The organism is Microbacterium sp. oral taxon 186 str. F0373, from assembly GCF_000411455.1.
Taxonomy (GTDB): Bacteria; Actinomycetota; Actinomycetes; order Actinomycetales; family Microbacteriaceae; genus Microbacterium.
Genome location: NZ_KE150458.1, coordinates 909,360 through 927,199 on the forward strand (window position 1 = coordinate 909,360; position 17,840 = coordinate 927,199).

Genomic DNA, 17,840 nt, shown 5'->3' on the forward strand with positions numbered 1-17,840 from the left:
GTCCCGGTCCTCCTCGCCGCTTCGTCGTTCGCGTAGCGTCGAGCCATGACTGACGCCCTCTCCTACTTCACCGGCAAACTCGCACACGAGACCGACGCCTCGGACGTCTACGCGGCTCAGCGCGACGGACAAGCCTTCGTACTCGTCGACGTGCGCGGCGCCGACGCCTGGGCCCAGGGCCACCCGGTGGGCGCCGTCCACATTCCCTACCGCGAGATCGCTGAGCGGGCTCCGACGGAGATCCCCCTGACGACGCCGGTGGTCGTGTACTGCTGGAGCCCCGGCTGCAATGCCGGCGCGAAGGGCGCCGTCGAGTTCGCTCGCCTGGGCTACTCCGTGAAGGAGATGATCGGAGGATACGAGTACTGGGTGCGCGAAGGGCTGCCCACCGAGAACGCTCAGGGTGCGCTCCCCCGCGTGTTCGACCCCCAGGTCATGTATGTGCGCCCGTGATCACTCCGCCTGCGCGGCAGCGTGACACCGGGGCTTCAGCCGGCGATCGGTTGCACGTCTTCGCTGAAGCGCTCGGTGGCCGCTCCCGCGAAGACAACCCCACCGGCCGACGGAACCCCCGCGGCGACGTCTGCCACGACGGCGGTCACATTGTCGCGTGAGCCGGCCTGCAGGGCCGCCGCGACGATGATCTCCGCGGCATCCTGTTGCCCGTCGACGTCTCGCAGGATCTCACCGATCGCGTCGTCCGGCAGGTAGTCGCTGACACCGTCGCTGCACAGCAGCCAGCGATCCCCGGCCACCGGCGTGTGCGCGGTCACGCTGACCGTATCGGACGGCTCGCCGCGAAGCGAGGCGGTGATGATGTTGCGGCGCGGATGCGTCATCGCGTCGGATTCCGTCACCAGCCCCTGATCGACGAGCACCTGGACGAACGAGTCGTCACGGGTCTGACGCAGCAGTCGTCCCGAACGAAGAAGATAGCCTCGAGAGTCTCCGGTGTGCGCAAGAAGCACGGTCCCGTCATCACCGAACCAGATCCCCGTGAACGTGGTCGCCATACCCGCCAGCGAGGGATCCCGCCGTACGTGCGCGCCCAGATCCCAGTTGGCCACCCGCAGCCGAGTGGTCAGCTCTGCGGCATCACCCGCTCGCCAGCCTCCTGCGACCAGCCGATGGACGAGAGCCGCCGATGCGAGATCGCCGGCCGGGCCGCCGCCGACACCGTCCGCCACGCCCGCGCCCCACGATGCGATGAACGCCGCATCCTGATTGACATCGCGAAACGGGCCGATGTCGCTGGAGACGCCGGCCCGAATCGAATGAGCCATCACCGCAGAACCGGCACCGCTCAGCGTGCGAAGTACCCGCGGTAGTACTCGAAGACCCACCCGACGATGGCGACGACGAACACGCCGAGGCCGATCGGCAGCAGGAAGGTGCCGACCGCGAGACCCAGGATGCCGAGAGCCGCGGAGAACGCGAGCACCAGCGGCCACCACGACCACGGGCTGAACTCGCCCATCTCGGGATCGCCGTCATCGATGTCGGCCGTCAGGGAGTCCTCCGGCAGCTCGCCGCCCTGGGCGCGGTGCACGCGGTCGACGTAGAAGCCGATCATCGCGGCCATGAACACCGTGAACAGCAGCGCGACGCTGCCGACCCACTCGATCGCGTGGAACCACTGACGGTCGGAGTGCTCGATGATGTTCCACCCCGTGTACAGGGCGAAGCAGAGGAAGAAGAACCCGGACAGGATCCACCAGAGGTTGACGTTGGTCTTCACTTACTTGACCTTCCCCTCGGCCGTGTCCATGACGGGAGCATCGGGAGCGTCCTTCGCCGGACCGACACCGACCGGGAGCGCTGCTTCGGGGTGGTTGAGGTCGAAGGCAGGGCGCTCACTGCGAATGCGCGGAATCGAGGTGAAGTTGTGACGCGGGGGCGGGCAGCTGGTGGCCCACTCGAGCGATCCGCCGTAGCCCCAGGGGTCGTTGACCGTGACCCGCGGCGCCTTGCGCGAGGTGATCCAGACGTTCAGGAAGAACGGGATCATCGAGGCGCCCAGGATCATCGCTCCGATCGTGGACACCTGGTTCTGCCAGGTCCAGCCGTCAGCGGCCGAGTAGTCGGCGTAGCGGCGCACCATGCCGTCGACGCCCAGCCAGTGCTGGATGAGGAAGGTCATGTGGAAACCGATGAACAGCATCCAGAAATGGACCATGCCGAGTCGCTCGTTCAGCATGCGCCCCGTCCACTTGGGCCACCAGAAATAGAACCCGGCGAACATCGCGAACACGACCGTGCCGAACACCACGTAGTGGAAGTGGGCGACGACGAAGTACGAGTCGGAGAGGTGGAAGTCCAGCGGCGGGGAGGCGAGGATGACACCGGTCAGACCACCGAAGACGAACGAGACGAGGAAGCCGAGCGAGAACACCATCGGCGTCTCGAAGGTCACTGAGCCGCGCCAGAGGGTTCCGATCCAGTTGAAGATCTTCACGCCCGTCGGCACCGCGATGAGCATGGTCATGAGCGAGAAGAACGGCAGCAGCACCGAGCCGGTGACGTACATGTGGTGAGCCCACACCGACACCGACAGCGCGGCGATGGCGATCGTGGCGTAGACCAGGGTCTTGTACCCGAAGATCGGCTTACGGCTGAACACCGGGAAGATCTCCGAGACGATGCCGAAGAACGGCAGCGCGATGATGTAGACCTCGGGGTGGCCGAAGAACCAGAACAGGTGCTGCCACAGCAGCACGCCGCCGTTCGCCGGGTCGTAGATGTGGGCACCGAGCACGCGGTCGGCTGCCGCCGCGAGGATCGCCGCGGCGAGCACGGGGAACGCCATCAGAATGAGGATGCTCGTGACGAGGGTGTTCCACGAGAAGATCGGCAGACGCCACATCGTCATACCGGGCGCGCGCATCGTGATGATCGTGGTGATGAAGTTCACCGCGCCGAGGATGGTGCCGAAGCCGGACATGCCGAGTCCCAGCATCCAGAGATTGCCACCGGCGCCGGGTGAGAACGACGCTCCCGCCAGGGGCTGATAGGCGAACCAACCGAACGCGGCCGCACCCTGGGGAGTCAGGAAGCCGGCGACCGCGATCACCGATCCGAAGATGAACAGCCACAGCGCGAACGCGTTCAGACGCGGGAACGCGACGTCCGGCGCGCCGATCTGCAACGGCAGGATCGCGTTGGCGAAGCCGGCGAACAGCGGCGTCGCGAACATCAGCAGCATGATCGTGCCGTGCATCGTGAAGAGCTGGTTGTACTGCTCCTTCGTCGGAAGGATCTGCATTCCCGGCTCGAACAGCTCGGCTCGGATGATCAGCGCCATGACGCCGCCGAGCAGGAAGAAGATCACCGACGCGATGAGGTACATGTACCCGATCGTCTTGTGGTCCGTGGAGGTGATCCACTTGACGATGATATTGCCCTTCTGTCCCACGCGCGTGGAGCTCATCAGAGCCGCCTGACGCGGGGGCAGCGTGGTCGGGCGCGCGGAGGTTTCGCCCTGGAGAGGAAGCGTGGTCGCCATCAGTGTTGTCCCTCAGATTCGACGGGGGCTCCCGTGCCCGGGAAGTTCTGCAGCCGGTCGTAGGCCTTGTTGATGTCGCCGGTCTGACCGGCGGCGCGCAAGCCTGCGAGGTACTGCTGGTACTCGGCCGGCTCGACGACCTTGACCTTGAAAAGCATCATCGAGTGGTACTGGCCGCAGAGCTCGGCGCACTTGCCGTCGTATTCACCCACGCGCGTCGGGATGAAGGACCAGTAGTTGTCCTTCCCGATGTACATGTCCTTCTTGTAGAGGAAGTCGACGATCCAGAAGGAGTGGATGACGTCGCGGGAGGTCAGCTTGATCTTGATCTTCTCATTGACCGGCAGGACCAGGGTCGGCAGGTCGCTGGTGATGTTGCCCTGGGCGTCGGTCTGGGCCTGAACGCCCATGGTCCAGACGGCGTTGTCGCCGGCCTGGCAGTCGGCCTGGTCGTCGTTGTACTGGAAGTCCCAGGCCCACTGCTTGCCGATCGCCGTCACGCAGACGTCGGGGTTGTCGTACTGGGTCTCGAGCACCGCCTGATCGCGCGCCGTGAAGGCGAAGAAACCGAGCACGAGGATCAACGGGACAACCGTGTAGAAGATCTCGACGGGCATGTTGTAACGAAGCTGCACCGGCAGGCCGCGCTGGCCGCGACGGCGACGATAGGCGATCGCCGCCCACCCCATGAGCGTCCACGTGATGATGCCGACCACCAGGAGGACGATCCAGGAGTTGACCCACAGACCCGACACCATCTCGGTGTGGTTGGTAGCCTGCGTGCCGTCGTCGGTGAAGCCCGGCAAGAAGCCGTTCAGCTCGGTGGGAGTGCATCCCGCGAGGGTGATCGCCGAGGCGATCCCGATCGGGATGACGGCGAGCCGGAGTCGGCGTTTGACGCGCACGGTGCACCTTTCGGGGTCATGAAGGTCGAACACCGCTCAGTCTAAGGCAAGCTCCCACCCGATTCAGGCCATCCGCCCAGGATGTCTGCCACTATCGGAGGGGTTTTTCCCGCCTGATCAGCGACGCCCGTCTCAGTGGAAGCTGTCGCCGCACGCGCAGCTGCCCGCGGCGTTCGGGTTGTCGATCGTGAAGCCCTGCTCGGAGATCGTGTCCTTGAAGTCGATCGTCGCGCCATCCAGGTACGGCACCGACATGTCGTCGACGATGACCTCGACGCCGTCGAAGTCCACGGCCTGATCGCCGTCGAGGAAGCGCTCGTCGAAATACAGCTGGTAGATCAGGCCCGAGCACCCGCCGGGCTGCACCGCGACACGGAGGCGTAGGTCGTCGCGCCCCTCCTGCTGGAGGAGATTCTTCACCTTCTCGGCCGCAGCGTCCGTGAGGAGAACGCCGTGCGCAGCCGGGGCGGCCTCGACGGGGGTGTTGGTGGCGATGTCGGTCATGGCACTCTCCGGAACCTCGTGATGATCGAAGCCGCTATCAGACGGCGGGTCGTTCTCGATTCTACGCGGCAGCGGGCACCCCGGGCCGATGACGCCCGCGCGCCGGCACGGCGGCGAGCCGTGTCACCCGCGATCGAGCTCCTCGAGCAGCAGAGCCTCGGACACGAGTGCGCGGCGGAACGTGTCCAGGTGGAGCGACTCGTTCGGGCTGTGGGCCCGTGCATGTGGATCCTCCACGCCGGTCACCAGGATCTGCGCGCCCGGGAACTCGCGCACGAGGTCGGCGATGAACGGGATCGATCCTCCGACGCCGATGTCGACCGGTTCGACGCCGTATCCCTCCCGCAGCGCGTCGCGCGCCGACGTCACCGCGGCCCCGGTGGTGTCGACCAGGAACGCGTCGCCGCAGTCGTCATCGCGGAAAGTCAGCTCCGCGCCGAACGGGGCGTGTGCGCGAAGGTGGGCCTCGAGCGCGGCGTAGGCCTCGCGGGCGGGCTGGCCGGGGGCCACCCGCATGCTGATGACGACCGAGACTTCAGGAGAGAGCGTGTTCGACGCGTTCTTCACACTGGGAGCATCGATGCCGGTGACGGTGATCGACGGCTTGTTCCAGATGCGGCTGAGGATCGAGCCGCGTCCGATCGGGCTCACACCCTCGGGAAGCCCGGCCTCATCGCGCAGGGTCTCCTCGGAGTAGTCGGGAGTCGCTGCCTCGCGCGCGGTGAGCCCGGCGACGCAGACCGCACCGTCGTCGTCCCACATCGTGGCGAGCAGCTTCACCGTCGCCAGCATCGCATCGGGCACGGCACCGCCGAACATGCCGGAGTGGGAGGCGTGCTCCAGTGTGCGCACGGTCATCGTGAAGCGTGCGTTGCCGCGCAACGACACCGTGAGGGCCGGAGTCGTCGCATCCCAGTTGCCGGAATCGGCGACGACGATGACGTCCGCGCGCAGCGCGTCGGCGTTGTCGCGGAGGAACTGCGCGAACGACGCAGAGCCGGCCTCCTCCTCCCCCTCGATGAAGAGGTTCACACCGAGGTCGATGTCGCCACCGCGTGCGTCGATGAGCGCGCGCAGCGCACCGACATGCGCCATGATCCCGGCCTTGTCGTCGGCGGCTCCACGTCCGTAGAGGCGTCCACCGCGCACGGTCGGCTCGAAGGGCGGTGTCTCCCACAGCGACTCGTCACCGACGGGCTGAACGTCGTGGTGGGCGTACAGCAGAATCGTCGGACGCCCGTTTCGCGCTGCACGCGTGGCGAGGACCGCGGGCATCCCCTCCGCTCCTGTCTCGGGAACGATCGCGGTCTTCACCTCGACGCGTTCGAAGATGCCGAGCTGCTCGAGCAGCCCGGCAACCGTCTCGGCGCTGCGCGTCACCTCGGCCCGATCGAAGCCGGGGAAAGCCACCGACGGAATGCGCACCAGTCGCCCCAGATCGGCGAGGGCTGCGGGAACGGCCGCCTCGGCGGCATCGCGGACGGCGGTACGACGGGACAGGTCCGAGCTCATGCGGGTAATCTTAGAGCGCAGTTGCCGCGCGTCCCCGCGCGTGCGCACCACCCGTGATGACAACGAGGATCCACACCGTGGCCAAGAACCCCGCCGCTCCCGACGCCGCCGCCGACGTGCCCACCGGCCCCGGCAAGCACCGTCCGACGCCCTCGCGCGCCGAGCAGGAGGCGGCCCGCAAGCGCCCTCTCGTCGCCGACACCAAGGAGGCCCGCGCCCGCGCGAAGGCCGAACTGGCGTCGCAGCGCGAGCGTGCCCGCATCGGCATGGCCAACGGCGAGGAGAAGTACCTGCCCGTTCGCGACCGCGGCCCGCAGCGCCGATTCGTCCGCGACCTCGTCGACGGCGGATGGCACCCGGGCGAGCTGCTCATGCCGCTCATGCTGATCGTGATCCTGCTCAGCCTCGTTCCGAACACCGCCATCGTCTACTACGGGTTCGCCGCGCTCTGGCTGTACATCCTCGTGGTCGTCGTCGACATGATCATCACGAGCGTGCGGGTGAAGAAGGCGGCCCGCGAGAAGTTCGGCGACCGCACCGAGAAGGGCCTCGGCTGGTACGGCGCCATGCGCACCATTCAGATGCGCTTCATGCGCCTGCCGAAACCGCAGGTCAAGCGCGGCGGTCGCCCGATCTGAGGCCCTCGGTCCGATGAGCGGGTCCGGCGCCGCAGCGACCGTCTCTGCCGGCGTGACTCATCGCTCCGCGATACGGCGGTGGTTCGTCCTGGCCCCGGCCCTGGCAGGGATCCTTCTCTGCGCGATCGGCGGTGCGCTCGTGACGCCGACAAGCGATGGCGGGCTCCCGGCGTACCTGTGCGTTCTCATCGGCGGCTGGGCGGTGGCGTTCTCCGCCGTCAACGCGCTGAGCGGATGGGAGGAACGGTGGCAGTGGGCCGGGCACATCGCGCTGACCGCAGGAGCGTTCGCCCTGGCCGTCTCGATCACTCCCCTCATCCAGGAGGCCGCCACCCTACCCGAACCATGGGGACGCGCACTGGCGGTCGTGGCCCTCGGCATCCCCCCTGCGGCCGGTTGGATAGTGATCACCCTGGTGGGTCGGATCTCGGCACGTATCGATCGCGCTGCCTCACATCGCGCCGCGGCCGTGGTTTCGCCGCAGTGGAGCGGCCTGGACGGGCGACCGGAAGTCACGGTCAGCGCCTCGCTCTTCACGATGCGAGCCCTGACGGCTCTCGTCGTGGGGACGATCATCGCCGGCGGGGTGCTGGCCGTTGCCCTGCTCATCGTTGCCGAACGCTGGGTGCTCCGCCTGCCTCCGCTGATGCTCGTCGTCGTGCTGGGTGCCCTGGTCGCGATGCCGCTCTCTGCGGCGCTCCACGTCGTCGTCAATCGGCGACGGCGACCGGTCACGATCCGCTGGCGCACCGGCGCGGTCGAGATCGACACCGGTGAGCGGTGGACCGTTCCGTTTAGCAGCGGAACTGCCGGCGCTGCAGCGTCGCGTGCAGGCCGCCCTGGAGGACTCCGGGCTGCGGACGAGTGAGCGGAGGGGCGTCCTGCGCTTCGATCGCGCGAAATCCCCGACCGCCGAGGCGGTCAGCGGCGTCAGCGCGCCCGTCCCGCTACCAGCCCACGATTGATCTGGCGCGCCCAGAGCGGGCCACGATAGATGAAGCCGGTGTACCCCTGTACGAGGGTGGCCCCGGCATCCAGCCGTTCCTGGACGTCGGCCGCACTCTCGACGCCGCCGGCGGCGATGACGCAGAACTCGTCGGGCACGACCGCGCGGACGACCCTCAGCACGTCTAGCGCCCGGCCGCGCAGAGGAGCCCCGGACAGACCGCCCGCACCCATCGCCGCGACGGCGGAGGCGTCCGCAGTGAGGCCTTCGCGCGAGATCGTCGTGTTGGTGGCCACGAGTCCGGCGAGGCCGAGGTCGACCGCCAGACGCGCCACCGCTTCGACCTCCTCGTCGGGAAGGTCGGGAGCGATCTTCACGAGCAGAGGCGTGGTGCCCGCGGCATCCCGGACCGCCTCCAGCAGGGGGCGCAACGTTTCCACGGCCTGCAGCCCACGCAGACCGGGGGTGTTGGGTGAGGAGACGTTGACGACGAGGTAGTCCGCGACGGGAGCGACCAGCTTCGTGCTGGTGACATAGTCGGCCGTCGCATGCTCGACATCGACAATCCGACTCTTGCCGATGTTCGCGCCGAGCACGGCGCGACGGGGTCGACGTCGCGAGCGGCCGAGCCTGCGGGCGGCGGCGGCGGCACCGGCGTTGTTGAAGCCCATCCGGTTGATGAGGCCCCGGTCGGCAATGAGGCGGAACAGCCGCGGACGCGGGTTTCCGTCCTGCGGCACTGCCGTCACGGTACCCACTTCGACATGACCAAAGCCGAGCGCGTACAGCCCCTCGCTCATGACGGCGTTCTTGTCGAAGCCGGCGGCGACGCCGAACGGTGAGTCGAACTCGAGCCCGAGTGCGCGGGTGCGCAGCGACGGGTCGGGCGCCGTCAGCGCGCGCACGATCGGACGCAGCGGCCAGACCCCGAATGCGCGGATCACGGGGATGACGAGGTGATGGGCCCGCTCGGGGTCCATGTGCGCGAAGACGGTGCGGAAGATGAAGGCGTACATCGGATCTCAGCCTAGGGCGCGCCCGGGGCCGTCCCGCGCGCGAGCGCCGTGACTACTCCGCGGCCTCCGCGGCGTGGTCGGCACGCAGCTGGGCGATCGACGCCTCGAAGTCCTCCAGCGAGTCGAACGCCTGGTATACGCTCGCGAAGCGCAGATAGGCCACCTCGTCGAGTTCACGCAGCGGACCGAGGATGGTCAAACCGATCTCGTTCGTGTCGATCTGCGACGCGCCGGTCTGGCGCACCGCCTCCTCCACCGCCTGAGCGAGCATCGCAAGATCGCCTTCGGTCACCGGACGCCCCTGGCAGGCCTTGCGTACGCCCGACATCACCTTCTCGCGGCTGAAGGGCTCGATGACACCGGATCGCTTGATGACGTTGAGGCTCGCGGTCTCGACGGTTGTGAACCGGCCGCCGCATTGCGGGCACTGGCGGCGACGGCGGATGCTGAGACCGTCATCGCTGGTTCGGGAATCGATCACGCGCGAATCGGCGTGACGGCAGAACGGGCAATGCACGCGTCACTCCCCCGTCGAGAGGTCGGCGAAACGCGCGGTGACGGCTTCGCCGTGCGCCGGCAGCGCCTCGGCGACCGCCAGCGCGACGATATCGTCGTGGGCTGCGCGCAGCGCATCCCGGTCGTAGACGATGACTTGCTGCGGCCGCAGGAACGTCGCCGCCGACAGACCCGCCGCATACCGCGGCTGTCCGCCCGTGGGGAGCACGTGGTTGCTGCCGGCCAGGTAGTCCCCAAGACTCACGGGTGAATATGCGCCGACGAACACCGCACCGGCATTGACGAAGTCCTCCGGACGCGGGTCCCGGAGGTGCAGTTCGAGATGCTCCGGTGCGTACGCGTTGCTGAACGCCGTGGCCGCCGCAAGGTCGTCGACCAAGACGATCGCGGACTGCGGGCCGGTCAGCGCTGCCGTCGCGCGCGCCGCGTTGCGGGTGCGTATGACACGCTCCACCACCTCGGTTCGCACGCGGTCCGCCAGCTCCTGCGACCAGGTCACGAGCACCGCCGATGCCTGCTCGTCGTGCTCGGCCTGACTGATCAGATCCACGGCGACCAGCGCAGCGTCGGCGTGCTCATCGGCGACGATCAAGATCTCCGTCGCGCCGGCTTCGGAGTCCGTTCCGACGAGTCCGCCCACGGCGCGTTTGGCGGCCGCGACGAAGTTGTTGCCGGGACCGGTGACGACGTCGACGGGTTCCAGGCCGAGACTGTCCACGCCGTAGGCATAGGCGCCGATCGCGCCTGCCCCACCCATCGCGTACACCTCGGTCACTCCGAGGAGTCGCGCGGCGGCGAGGATGTCCGGGTGCACCCGGCCGCCCGCGTCGGCTTGGGGCGGCGACGCGAGTGCGATCTCTCCGACGCCGGCGACCTGAGCGGGAACGACGTTCATGACGACGCTCGACGGGTACACCGCCTTCCCGCCGGGCACATAGACACCGGCGCGGCGGACAGGCTGCCAACGCTGTTCGACGCGCCCGCCGGGAACGATCTCGGTCGCGGCCGGCGCAGGGACCTGGGCGGCCGAGGCTAGCCGCACCCGGCGGATCATCTCCTCGATCGCGCGCCGCACCTGCGGGTCGAGACTCTCCAGCGCCTCGTCGAGGTGCGCGGCGGGAACACGGACGGCGTAGTCCTCGACGCGGTCGAAGCGCGCCGCCTGCTCTCGCAGCGCCGTCTCTCCCCGCAGCCGGACGTCGTCGACGATTTCGAAAGCGGCCTGCAGGGCCTCGGCGCGGGCGGCTTGCGCACGAGGCACAGCGGCGAGCCACTGCGCAGTCGTCAACTGACGACCGCGCACATCAATGGTGCGGAGCATCGTTCCAGGCTACCCGCGCGTGACGCCGGAGACGTCCGTGAGGTAGCCGATGCGGCCGTCTTCGTGACGGACGACGAACCGGTCACCACGGTCCTCGATGACCAACGCCCAGGCAGTGGGTCCGATGCGGAACAGCGGTGTGCCGTGCTCGTCGACGACGTCGCGCTCGACAGGAACGAGCGCCCAGAACGCCTGCGACGCGACAGGGGCGAGAGCCGTCTCGTCCAGGACGGTGGTCTCCGAGGTCGGCTCCGCCACGGGCGTGGGATCTGCGCCCGTGGACGCGACAGCGTGGGCGTTGGCGTCGGCCTGCGACGTCGCGGCAGGTACGGTGTACGACGTCCGCTCTGTCACGGGACGTGCCACAACGGGGCGTGCCGGGCTCGCATACCGGTGTGCGGGGACCTCGGTGCGGTGCTGGAAGTCCTCGCCGATGGTGGGCAGGAGCGGCGCGAAGACGGTGAGCACGACGCCGGCCAGCATGAGGATGAACTCGACCCAGACGACCCAGGTCGCAAGGAAGACGCTTCCTCCCCCCACGGACACGAACGAGCTCCAGAGGATGCCGAGCCAGATGATCGACGAGACCGAGAAGGCGACCGAGGCGAACTGATCGATGCCGAGCGAGCCGACGCGGCGGATGCCCTGGGGCGACAGCCGTCGCAGGCCGATGAGGAACACCGCGACGGTCGGCACGCCGATCGTGAGCAGCCAGTCGATACCCGTCCACACCGACGTTCCCCACCCGCGGTTGCCGTAGCTGTAGATGGGGAAGAAGGAGACGACGAACGCGACGAGCCAGACCGCGCCGAGAGACACCTCGCGGATCGAGAACGGCCCCACTCCGTACTGCGCAGGAGCAGCCTCGTCGACGCCGTCGGGCCCGTCGGTCATCGCCTCGAACGCCTCGGCGAAGGTGACGGTCGAGACGTCCGGTGTGTGGGTCGCGGCGGGCTCATCGGACTCGGGGCTGGCGGCGGCGTGCGGGACCGGGGTCTCATCTTCGGTATGCGCCTTCGCGCCCGCGGACTCCGCGGTGGCGGGGGCGTCGTACTCGTCCGGTGTGCTTTCACCGGTGGTCTCGGGGGTGTGCTTCTCGTCGGTCACGTTACGCAATCCTTCCGGAACAGAGCTCGACTGGGATCCTACTCGGCCGAACCCTGGCTCACCCCAGACACTGCGGTCCGAGAAGCCCCTTCAGCTCGCCGTAGAGGTCGACGGTGACACGCACCTGGGCCGGCACCTCGAACACCTTCGCGACACCGCTCTTGTGCAGCTTGAGGGTGACCTCGGTGTCTCCGGGGTGCCGTGAGAACACCTGAGCCAGTTGCGTCACCGTCGTCTCCGTCGCGCGGTGCTCGGGTATGAGCAGTACGAGGGAGCCCGTGGCGTCGACGGAGCCGAGGTCGGGCGAGAACGCCGACTGGCCGTGCAGGTTCAGCCCATCATCGCGTCGGGAGACTCGACCGCGTACCACCAGGATGCTGTCGGCGATGAGCATGGACTGGAACTCGGTATAGGTCTTGCCCATGAACATCACGGTCACTTCGCCGTCGAAGTCCTCGACCGTGATCATGCCGTACGGGTTGCCGCTCTGCTTCGCGACGCGGTGCTGGACGCTCGTCACGAGGCCCGCCACCGTGACGATATCGCCGTCGTTGACATCGTCCGAGGCCAGAAGGTCGTGGATGGACGTGGAGGCGTGCTTGGCCAGCGGGATCTCGAGCCCGGCGAGCGGATGGTCGGACACATACAGCCCGAGCATCTCGCGCTCGAACGCGAGCTTGTCCTTCTTGGTCCACTCCGGTCGCGGCGGAACCTTCGGGGGCACCGCTTCCTCGGCGGCGTCGTAGAGCGAGTCGAAGTCGAAACCGATCGCCCCCTGAGCCTCGTTGCGCTTGCGGTCCACGGCCGCTTCGACCGCGTCTTCGTGCACCTCGAGGAGAGCCCGCCGCGTGTCGCCCATCGAGTCGAACGCGCCGGCCTTGATCAGGGACTCGACGGTGCGCTTGTTCGCGACGTGCATGGGCACGGTGTCGAGGAAGTGGTGGAAGCTGGTGAAGCCATCGTCGCCGCGCGCCTCGACGATGCCGTCGACCACGTTCGCCCCGACGTTGCGGACAGCGCCGAGCCCGAAACGGATGTCTTCGCCGACAGCCGCGAAGTAGCGGATCGACTCGCTGACATCCGGGGGAAGCACACGGATGCCCATCCGCCGACACTCGTTGAGGTACACGGCCATCTTGTCCTTGGAGTCTCCGACGCTCGTGAGCAGCGCCGCCATGTACTCGGCGGGATAGTGGGCCTTGAGGTACGCCGTCCAGTAAGAGACCAGACCGTAGGCGGCGGAGTGGGCCTTGTTGAACGCGTAGTCCGAGAAGGGCAGCAGGATGTCCCAAAGCGCCTGGACGGCGCCTTCGCCGTAGCCGCGTTCCTTCATGCCGCCCGAGAAACCCTCGTACTGCTTGTCGAGCTCGGACTTCTTCTTCTTTCCCATCGCGCGGCGAAGGATATCGGCCTGTCCGAGGGAGAACCCGGCGACCTTCTGCGCGATCGCCATGACCTGCTCCTGATAGATGATCAGGCCGTAGGTGGTGTCGAGGATGTCGCGCAGCGGCTCTTCGAGCTCGGGATGGATGGGGGTGATCGGCTGCTGACCGTTCTTACGCAGCGCGTAGTTGGTGTGGGAGTTGGCGCCCATGGGTCCGGGACGGTACAGCGCGATGACGGCGGAGATGTCCTCGAAGTTGTCGGGCTTCATCAATCGCAGCAACGCACGCATGGGGCCACCGTCGAGCTGGAAGACGCCGAGGGTGTCTCCCCGCGTGAGCAGGTCGTACGCGGGGCGATCGTCGAGCGTCAGGTGTTCGAGGTCGAGTTCCTCGCCACGGTTCATCCGGATGTTGTCGAGCGCGTCGGAGATGATCGTGAGGTTGCGAAGCCCCAGGAAGTCCATCTTGATGAGACCGAGCGCCTCACACGAGGGATAGTCGAACTGGGTGACGATCTGGCCGTCCTGCTCGCGGCGCATGATCGGGATGATGTCCAGCAGCGGCTCGCTGGACATGATCACGCCGGCAGCATGCACACCCCACTGCCGCTTCAGGCCTTCCAGGCCCAGCGCGCGGTCGAAGACGGTCTTCGCGTCGGGATCCGTGTCGATGAGCGAGCGGAACTCGCTCGCCTCCTTGAAGCGCGGATGAGCGGTGTCGAACATGCCGGACAGCGGCATGTCCTTGCCCATGACGGCGGGCGGCATCGCCTTGGTCAGCCGCTCCCCCATGCTGAACGGGAAGCCGAGCACGCGACCGGCATCCTTGAGCGCCTGCTTCGATTTGATCGTGCCGTAGGTGACGATCTGGGCGACGCGTTCGGAGCCGTACTTGGCGGTGACATAGTCGATCACCTCGCCGCGGCGACGATCGTCGAAGTCGACGTCGAAGTCGGGCATGGACACACGGTCGGGGTTGAGGAAGCGCTCGAAGATCAGCCCGTGCTCGAGCGGGTCGAGGTCGGTGATGCGCATGGCGTACGCCACCATGGAGCCCGCTCCCGATCCGCGACCGGGCCCGACACGGATGCCGTTGTCCTTCGCCCAGTTGATGAAGTCGGCGACGACGAGGAAGTACCCCGGGAAGCCCATCTGCAAGATGATGCCGGTCTCGTACTCGGCCTGCTTGCGAACCTTGTCGGGGATGCCGTCCGGATATCGGTAGTGCAGGCCCGCCTCGACCTCTTTGATCAGCCAGCTGTCCTCGGTCTCCCCCTGCGGAACCGGGAACCGAGGCATGTAGTTCGCCGAGGTGTTGAACTCCACCTCGCATCGCTCCGCGATGAGCAGCGTGTTGTCGCAGGCCTCGGGGTGATCGCGGAAGAGCTGGCGCATCTCGGCGGCAGTCTTGATGTAGTAGCCGTCGCCGTCGAACTTGAATCGGTTGGGATCGTCGAGCGTGGATCCGGACTGCACGCACAGGAGGGCCTCGTGAGCGTCGGCCTCGTGCTGGTGCGTGTAGTGCGAGTCATTGGTCGCGACGAGCGGGATGTCGAGGTCCTTCGCGAGGCGGATGAGGTCGGTCATCACGCGCCGCTCGATCGACAGGCCGTGGTCCATGATCTCGGCGAAGTAGTTCTCCTTGCCGAAGATGTCCTGGAACTCCGCAGCGGCCGCACGAGCGGCGTCGTACTGCCCCAAGCGCAGACGTGTCTGCACCTCTCCCGACGGGCAGCCGGTCGTCGCGATGAGTCCCTTGCCGTACGTCTGCAGCAGCTCCCGATCCATGCGCGGCTTGAAGTAGTACCCCTCCATGCTCGACAGCGAGCTCAGCCGGAAGAGGTTGTGCATCCCCTCCGTGCTCTGGCTCCACATCGTCATATGGGTGTACGCGCCCGATCCCGAGACGTCATCGCTCTTCTGATCGGGCGAGCCCCACGCCACTCTCGACTTGTCGCTGCGGTGCGTGCCCGGCGTCACGTACGCTTCCAGCCCGATGATGGGCTTCACACCGGCCGCCTTGGCCGCGTTGTAGAACTCGAACGCCGCGAATGTGTTGCCGTGGTCGGTGACGGCGATCGCCGGCATCCCATACTCGGCCGCGGCCTGCGTCATGGCCCCGATCTTGGCCGCTCCGTCGAGCATCGAGTACTCGCTGTGCACGTGCAGATGAACGAAGGAGTCGGTTGCCACACATCGAGTCTACGAAGGCCTCGGACATCCTCGGGCGGACGCCCCGGCGCCTGTGCCGAGCTCACCTCACCCTCAACTTGAAGGTGAGGCGCTTAGGCTGAGGCCATGGCCACTCCCGAGTTCGTCCTGTCACTGCGCGAGAAGATCGGCACGGCGCCGCTGCCGCTGGTCGGCGTGACAGCCGTGGTGTTCAAGGACGAGAAGGTGCTCCTCGGGAAGCGGGCGGACAACGGGGCATGGCAGTGCGTGTCGGGCATCGTCGATCCCGGCGAGGAGCCCGCCGACGCGGCCGTGCGCGAGTGCCGGGAAGAGGCGGGTATCGGCGTGCGCGCCGTGCGTCTCGCTCTCGTCCACCAGCTGCCCCGCACGACCTACGCCAACGGGGACCAGGTCGACTACCTCGACCTCGTCTTCCGCTGCGACTGGGTGTCGGGCGAGCCGTTCCCCGCCGACGGGGAACTGACCGAGGTGGGCTGGTACGGACTCGGCGAGCTGACCGAGGTGGATCCGGCCGACGTCCGCAAGATCGCGTTGGCGATCGCCGAGGACGATCCGGCTTCGTTCTCCGGCGGGCGCTGACGCGTCAACGCCCTCGGGCGGCGAGGATGTCTGCGCGCACCTGACGGCGGATGACCTTGCCGACCAGAGAACGCGGCAGCACCGGCACCTGGACGACTGAGCGTGGAACCTTGTACGCCGCCAGGTGGGCGCGTGCGAACGAGCGCAGCTCTTCGGCGTCGAACACCGTCCCTTCGCGCATCACCACAGCCGCCGTCACCGTCTCCGACCCGTCCGAGCGCGGGATGCCGACGACAGCCGCGTCCGCGACGTCGGGATGCAGCAGCAGCGCGTTCTCGACCTCGCTCGGGCTGATGTTGAACCCGCCGCTGATGATCAGCTCTTTGAGGCGATCCACGACGGTCACGAATCCCTCGGCATCCACCGTCACGATGTCGCCGGTGCGCAGCCATCCGCCCGCCAGCAGCGTGCTGGCCGTATCTTCCGGTCGGTTCCAGTACCCCTGGAAGACCTGGGGTCCGCGCACGAGAAGCTCGCCCTCGGCGCCGTCGGCGACGTCACGCGTCGGATCCGCGGGGTCCACGACGCGGATCTCGGTGCTCGGGAATGGCACGCCGACCGTGCCCGGCCGGCGCAGCGGCCCCATCGGATTGCCGACGCTGATCGGCGACGACTCGGTCATGCCGTAGCCCTCCACGATGATGCCGTGGGTCGCCTCCTCCCACCGCAGCACGGTCGACGGCGGCAGGGCCATGGCACCGGAGATCGCGTTGCGCAGGCTCGAGAGGTCGATGCCGGCGCGCACGGCAGCCCGCGCCAGGGCGTCGTAGATGGGCGGTACCGCGGCGAGGAAGGTCGGTGGCGTGCGACGCATCGCGTCGAGGGTGAGGGTGACGTCGAACGTCGGAAACAGCACGATGCGCGCTCCGAGCGAGAGCGCCGTGGTCAAGCACAACGTCAGACCGTACGCGTGGAAGAGCGGGAGCACGGCGTAGAAGACCTCACGCCCCGGCACCAGATCCGGCACCCAGGCGGCCGACTGGGCCGCGTTCGAGCGCAGGTTGCGGTGGGTGAGCATGGCGGCTTTCGGGACCCCCGTGGTGCCGCTCGTCAGCTGCAGAGCGGCGAGGTCGTCGAGCTGCGGACGCGGCGTGCGCCGGCGCACCGGGCGATGCGACGCCACCCGTGTCCAGGTGAGCACGTCCTTCGCGCGGGGAGTCGTGGTCAGCGCTGCCCTCGAGGCACGCGCCTTCGCGACGGGAAGACGCAGGGCAGCCCGCGTGCGGATCGGCATCGCGTCGGTCATCCGCACCGCGACGACCTGGCTTGGGCGGATGTCGGAGGGGAACTCGGCGATCGTGTCGGCCACGGCATCCCACACGATCGCAACCCGCGCGTGATGCACTTCGAACTGATGGCGCAGCTCCGGCGCGGTGTATCGCGGGTTGTGTTCCACGACGATCGCGCCGAGCCGCAGCACGGCGTAGAACGCGACCACATGCTGCGGGCAGTTCGGGAGGATCAGCGCGACGCGATCGCCGGGTCCGACGCCCAGACGCCGCAAGCCCTCGGCTGCTCTCGCGACCTGGTCTCCGAGTTCGCGATACGTGGTGACCGCTCCGAAGAACTCCAATGCGGGCCGACGCGGGTAGCGGCGGACGGAGTCATCGAGCATGTCGACGAGGGTCTGCGCGACCGGTTCGATCTCGGCGGGCACCCCCGGCGCGTAGGAGGAGAGCCAAGGACGGTCGGACAGCGACATCCCTCCAGGCTAGGC

Annotated in this window: 16 protein-coding genes; 4 read left to right on the plus strand and 12 right to left on the minus strand. The window is 67.8% G+C overall.

The genetic code is table 11. The features are described from left to right. Positions 1-45 precede the first annotated feature (45 nt). The gene (locus tag HMPREF1529_RS14510; protein ID WP_005049195.1) at positions 46-453 is read left to right on the plus strand and encodes a rhodanese-like domain-containing protein; all 408 of its coding nucleotides are present in this window, start codon (positions 46-48) and stop codon (positions 451-453) included. Between the two features lie 35 nt (positions 454-488). Here the strand turns inward: HMPREF1529_RS14510 and HMPREF1529_RS14515 are convergent, their stop codons facing one another. From HMPREF1529_RS14515 to HMPREF1529_RS14540, 6 genes are all read right to left on the minus strand, one after another. Continuing rightward, positions 489-1,283: a PP2C family protein-serine/threonine phosphatase gene (locus tag HMPREF1529_RS14515; RefSeq protein ID WP_005049194.1), complete on the minus strand. Its 795-nt coding sequence runs from the start codon at positions 1,281-1,283 to the stop codon at positions 489-491. Positions 1,284-1,303: 20 nt separating this feature from the next. Next, the gene (locus tag HMPREF1529_RS14520) at positions 1,304-1,738 is read right to left on the minus strand and encodes a cytochrome c oxidase subunit 4 (RefSeq protein WP_005049192.1); all 435 of its coding nucleotides are present in this window, start codon (positions 1,736-1,738) and stop codon (positions 1,304-1,306) included. Beyond that, positions 1,739-3,502 (minus strand): aa3-type cytochrome oxidase subunit I, encoded by a 1,764-nt coding sequence (ctaD, locus tag HMPREF1529_RS14525; protein ID WP_005049190.1) that lies wholly within the window; start codon positions 3,500-3,502, stop codon positions 1,739-1,741. Further along, positions 3,502-4,407, minus strand: coding sequence for an aa3-type cytochrome oxidase subunit II (ctaC, locus tag HMPREF1529_RS14530; protein ID WP_016465346.1), 906 nt, complete (start codon positions 4,405-4,407; stop codon positions 3,502-3,504). The genes ctaD and ctaC overlap by 1 nt, the downstream gene beginning before the upstream one ends. Positions 4,408-4,539: 132 nt before the next feature. After that, a complete protein-coding gene (gene erpA, locus HMPREF1529_RS14535; protein ID WP_005049185.1) occupies positions 4,540-4,911 on the minus strand; it encodes an iron-sulfur cluster insertion protein ErpA in 372 nt (123 codons plus the stop codon). A gap of 123 nt (positions 4,912-5,034) precedes the next feature. Further along, positions 5,035-6,423, minus strand: a complete 1,389-nt coding sequence (locus HMPREF1529_RS14540; RefSeq protein ID WP_005049183.1) for a dipeptidase — start codon at positions 6,421-6,423, stop codon at positions 5,035-5,037. A 77-nt stretch (positions 6,424-6,500) separates the two neighbouring features. On the opposite strand from HMPREF1529_RS14540, the gene HMPREF1529_RS14545 reads away from it, so the two are divergent. Beyond that, complete coding sequence (locus HMPREF1529_RS14545) at positions 6,501-7,061, plus strand: DUF3043 domain-containing protein (RefSeq protein WP_005049182.1); 561 nt, start codon at positions 6,501-6,503, stop codon at positions 7,059-7,061. A gap of 52 nt (positions 7,062-7,113) precedes the next feature. After that, entirely contained in the window at positions 7,114-7,929 is an 816-nt protein-coding gene (locus HMPREF1529_RS14550; RefSeq protein WP_232212138.1) for a hypothetical protein, read from the plus strand. Between the two features lie 62 nt (positions 7,930-7,991). On the opposite strand, the gene HMPREF1529_RS14555 is transcribed toward HMPREF1529_RS14550, so the two are convergent. Genes HMPREF1529_RS14555 through dnaE form a run of 5 tightly spaced genes read right to left on the minus strand, consistent with a single transcriptional unit; the run spans position 7,992 to position 15,496 of the window. Next, a complete protein-coding gene (locus tag HMPREF1529_RS14555; protein WP_016465348.1) occupies positions 7,992-9,023 on the minus strand; it encodes a quinone-dependent dihydroorotate dehydrogenase in 1,032 nt (343 codons plus the stop codon). 52 nt (positions 9,024-9,075) lie between these two features. Continuing rightward, positions 9,076-9,540, minus strand: a complete 465-nt coding sequence (gene nrdR / locus HMPREF1529_RS14560) for a transcriptional regulator NrdR (RefSeq protein WP_005049174.1) — start codon at positions 9,538-9,540, stop codon at positions 9,076-9,078. Between the two features lie 3 nt (positions 9,541-9,543). Beyond that, positions 9,544-10,860, minus strand: coding sequence for a histidinol dehydrogenase (hisD, locus tag HMPREF1529_RS14565; RefSeq protein ID WP_005049171.1), 1,317 nt, complete (start codon positions 10,858-10,860; stop codon positions 9,544-9,546). A gap of 9 nt (positions 10,861-10,869) precedes the next feature. Continuing rightward, complete coding sequence (locus tag HMPREF1529_RS14570) at positions 10,870-11,967, minus strand: hypothetical protein (RefSeq protein WP_016465349.1); 1,098 nt, start codon at positions 11,965-11,967, stop codon at positions 10,870-10,872. Between the two features lie 58 nt (positions 11,968-12,025). Next, positions 12,026-15,496 carry a DNA polymerase III subunit alpha gene (gene dnaE, locus HMPREF1529_RS14575; protein WP_016465350.1) on the minus strand — a complete coding sequence of 1,157 codons (3,471 nt, stop codon included), beginning with the start codon at positions 15,494-15,496 and terminating at the stop codon, positions 12,026-12,028. Positions 15,497-15,649: 153 nt separating this feature from the next. Here dnaE and HMPREF1529_RS14580 point away from each other — a divergent pair, with 153 nt between their 5' ends. Continuing rightward, a complete protein-coding gene (locus tag HMPREF1529_RS14580) occupies positions 15,650-16,123 on the plus strand; it encodes an NUDIX hydrolase (protein ID WP_016465351.1) in 474 nt (157 codons plus the stop codon). Between the two features lie 4 nt (positions 16,124-16,127). Here HMPREF1529_RS14580 and HMPREF1529_RS14585 read toward each other — a convergent pair whose 3' ends face one another. Continuing rightward, entirely contained in the window at positions 16,128-17,825 is a 1,698-nt protein-coding gene (locus HMPREF1529_RS14585; protein WP_016465352.1) for a long-chain-fatty-acid--CoA ligase, read from the minus strand. Positions 17,826-17,840: the final 15 nt, after the last annotated feature.

Excerpts from the sequence above, each read along its gene's own strand:
- HMPREF1529_RS14510 (WP_005049195.1), top strand. The coding sequence starts at position 46 with ATGACTGACGCCCTCTCCTACTTCACCGGCAAACTCGCACACGAGACC.
- HMPREF1529_RS14515 (WP_005049194.1), bottom strand. The coding sequence starts at position 1,283 with ATGGCTCATTCGATTCGGGCCGGCGTCTCCAGCGACATCGGCCCGTTT.
- ctaD (WP_005049190.1), bottom strand. The coding sequence starts at position 3,502 with ATGGCGACCACGCTTCCTCTCCAGGGCGAAACCTCCGCGCGCCCGACC.
- erpA (WP_005049185.1), bottom strand. The coding sequence starts at position 4,911 with ATGACCGACATCGCCACCAACACCCCCGTCGAGGCCGCCCCGGCTGCG.
- HMPREF1529_RS14540 (WP_005049183.1), bottom strand. The coding sequence starts at position 6,423 with ATGAGCTCGGACCTGTCCCGTCGTACCGCCGTCCGCGATGCCGCCGAG.
- HMPREF1529_RS14555 (WP_016465348.1), bottom strand. The coding sequence starts at position 9,023 with ATGTACGCCTTCATCTTCCGCACCGTCTTCGCGCACATGGACCCCGAG.
- hisD (WP_005049171.1), bottom strand. The coding sequence starts at position 10,860 with ATGCTCCGCACCATTGATGTGCGCGGTCGTCAGTTGACGACTGCGCAG.
- dnaE (WP_016465350.1), bottom strand. The coding sequence starts at position 15,496 with ATGCTCGACGGAGCGGCCAAGATCGGGGCCATGACGCAGGCCGCGGCC.
- HMPREF1529_RS14580 (WP_016465351.1), top strand. The coding sequence starts at position 15,650 with ATGGCCACTCCCGAGTTCGTCCTGTCACTGCGCGAGAAGATCGGCACG.
- HMPREF1529_RS14585 (WP_016465352.1), bottom strand. The coding sequence starts at position 17,825 with ATGTCGCTGTCCGACCGTCCTTGGCTCTCCTCCTACGCGCCGGGGGTG.